Source organism: Steroidobacter sp., assembly GCF_016790065.1.
Taxonomy (GTDB): Bacteria; Pseudomonadota; Gammaproteobacteria; order Steroidobacterales; family Steroidobacteraceae; genus Steroidobacter.
Window position 1 is genome coordinate 1 of the sequence record NZ_JAEUPY010000135.1, and the last position, 2,734, is coordinate 2,734.

Sequence of the window (2,734 nt, forward strand, 5' to 3'; positions counted from 1 at the left end):
ATCCAAGCGCCGGTCTCATCCGAACTCAATCCGTTTCCGTTCACTATTTACTACGATACCAACGCCGGCAAGGCACATTCGCAAGGCATCGAGTTCGAGGCTCAGTTTCAAGCCACACGGCAGTTGCGGCTGGAGACGGCGGTGGGCTATGTGAAAGCCATCATCGATGATCTCACCTTGGTCGATACCGGTACCGAGATCGCCAGTGACTATGCCGGCCTGAGGATTCCCAACGCGCGTCCATGGACTGCCTCCGCCTCGGCGATTTACTCACGGCCGATGGGGGAATCGGTGGCGACGTTCCGACTGGATCATCGCTATCAGGATAGTGTGCAACAGTCGCGGATCCTGCCCGATCCGAATTTCCAGTTGCCGTCGTTTCAAACCACCGACTTGAGCATTGCCTTGATGCGAGATCGTTGGGACTTGACGGCGTACATCGAGAATCTGTTCGATGAAGCCTACTTCACCTCCGTCAGCTCCACGTCGATCTGCTGTGGCTACCGAGGTCGGATGGTGAATGCGCCGCCTCGTATGTTCGGCATGCGCTTGAACTATCGCTTCGCAGATTGAAACGGGGCGCTGAGATCATGTCGTTCAAACGCTCGCTAGTGGGCTTCATGCTCGCGTGGCTCGTGCCACTGTTCCAGCCGCTACTGGCGCAGGAGATTCAGCGCAGCCCCCGGATCGCCGCATTGGAGGCGGCGATCCGGTCCGGTGACTCGCAAGCGACAGCTGCGTTCTGGAGCGAGATGAAGCGCATTGGAACGCCGCTGTTCGAACCTGTGCCTGGATCGCCGCACGAGACGTTCGTTACGTTTGTGTGGCGCGCTGAGGACGAGCGGGCGATGCTCAATATCGGGGTCGATACCCCGTTCAATCGAGATGCTGAGGGCAAAACGGTTGCGCGGCTTTCCCGCCTGAAGGACACGGACGTTTGGTATCGCACCTATCGGATCGAATCCACGGCGCGCTTTCCTTACGGGTTCTTGTGGCCGCAGGGGCGCACTCCGCATCGCTGGTCATCGCAACCCGAGAGTAATGGCATAGCCAGCGGTGATTCGGTGCCCATCATCGACGGTACTGCTTATGAGTATTTCCGTGATCCGTTGGCGCTGAAGTCGATCCTCGATGCCTACGGCGATAGCGGCGAACTGAAGATTGCGTCCTATGCCGATGCACCGGAGGCTCCGCCTGAGCCGTGGTTGACCGCGCGGGCAGGGGCATCGCGCGGTCAGGTGACGACACGAAACTTCGAGAGCCGCATTCTCGGCAACACGCGCACCATCACCATTTACACGCCGCCGGGCTATTCGCCGAACGGCAAGGCTTATCCATTCGTGCTGGCCTTCGATGGCAGCTCGTTCCTGCACACCCTGGAGGTGCCGAAGTTGCTCGATCACATGATCGATGCCGGTGTCATTCCACCGCTGGTGGCGATTCTCGTGGATCAAATCGATATCGCTCATCGTAGTGCCGAACTGCCGCCCAATGAGCGCTTCGGCCGCTTTCTGGTCGAAGAGTTGCTCCCGACGCTGCGGCAGGATCTTCGGCTGACCAAGGACCCAGCCCGCTCAATCATCGCTGGCGCGAGCTATGGCGGCCTCGCTGCGACCTGGATCGCTCGCGATCATCCCGAGGTGTTCGGTGCTGTGCTGTCACAGTCGGGTTCCTTCTGGTGGGCGCCTGAGCAGCGCACTTTCGATGCGGTGAAGATGTCACCGCAGGAGTGGGTGCCTCGGCAGTTCGCTCAGGATAAGAAACTGCCGCTGCGTTTCTATCTCGATGTGGGCACGTGGGAGGGCGATGCCATGCTGTCCGGCAACCGGCATCTACGCGATGTGTTGCAAGCCAAAGGCTATGAGTTGACTTATCGGGAGTTCACGGGCGGCCATACGTTTCTCAACTGGCGCGCGAGCTTTCCGGATGGGTTGATCAGTTTGATGGGTACGCGACGGTAGTGCGGTTATCCAGTTGCATTATCAGTTGAGGCCGCTCGGTCGCGCTTGGCGAGCAGTTGGTGGCGACGATTCAGAACGTCGCGCAGGAGCTGACAGGGATCGTCGAAGCGCAATGCATGGCTTAGCTCCAGAAAAATCAGTAGCGACATTTGCTTCTCCGCTCGAAGTAGGCTTCGAAGATGTGTTCGGCTGATGCCGCTTTCGACAGCGATCCTCGTCTGACGCAGCCGTTGGCGCGAAATGCGTGTGCGCAAGACTTCGGCGACGGCGCGCTTGGTAAAATTCTCGCGCTCCTCCCGCGTTTCTTCAGGGGGATTCTCATTCATCGCACGAGTAGGATCACCGCCGCGTTGGTGTTGGCGCGAATCGTTCAATGAGTGGCTGGTTACGTTCGATAAAGCTCCCGCTCAGCGAGGGCAGATGAATGGCGTAGCGCATCTTGGCGTTGAGAACTTGAGTCGATCCGTCGGTGATATCGATGAGTCGAGATGTTAATAACATGGCTGAGCGTTGACGAGCAGAAGTTTGCGTAAATCAGCAAAATGCTCATTTTAGCTTGCACGGTGTGATGCGCACGATGAAGCATCCAAGAGGTTTTATAGGACAGCGCCGTGGGCCCGAGACTGAAAGTTATAGTGATCAATACTCGTTGTGAGACTTGTTTGTAGAGAACGCACAGCTGCAGACTTTGATGTGTAGCGAACGCGCGCTGCTTTAGCGGCTCGTAGACGTTCCGAGCGCGTCGTGCGAGTCGATGACGAGCGGTTGTCTAA

Annotated in this window: 3 protein-coding genes; 2 read left to right on the plus strand and 1 reads right to left on the minus strand. The window is 57.9% G+C overall.

The genetic code is table 11. From position 1 onward, the window contains the following. A partial coding sequence (locus tag JNL55_RS05820) for a TonB-dependent receptor domain-containing protein (protein WP_293850578.1) occupies positions 1 to 573 on the plus strand: 573 nt, incomplete at its 5' end. A 17-nt stretch (positions 574 to 590) separates the two neighbouring features. Next, on the plus strand, positions 591 to 1,961 hold the full coding sequence (locus tag JNL55_RS05825; protein ID WP_293850580.1) for an alpha/beta hydrolase-fold protein: 1,371 nt from the start codon (positions 591 to 593) through the stop codon (positions 1,959 to 1,961). A gap of 5 nt (positions 1,962 to 1,966) precedes the next feature. Here JNL55_RS05825 and JNL55_RS05830 read toward each other — a convergent pair whose 3' ends face one another. Continuing rightward, a complete protein-coding gene (locus tag JNL55_RS05830) occupies positions 1,967 to 2,287 on the minus strand; it encodes a hypothetical protein (protein ID WP_293850583.1) in 321 nt (106 codons plus the stop codon). Positions 2,288 to 2,734 lie beyond the last annotated feature (447 nt).

Coding starts and splice junctions, on each gene's coding strand:
- JNL55_RS05825 (WP_293850580.1), top strand. CDS start 591: ATGTCGTTCAAACGCTCGCTAGTGGGCTTCATGCTCGCGTGGCTCGTG.
- JNL55_RS05830 (WP_293850583.1), bottom strand. CDS start 2,287: ATGAATGAGAATCCCCCTGAAGAAACGCGGGAGGAGCGCGAGAATTTT.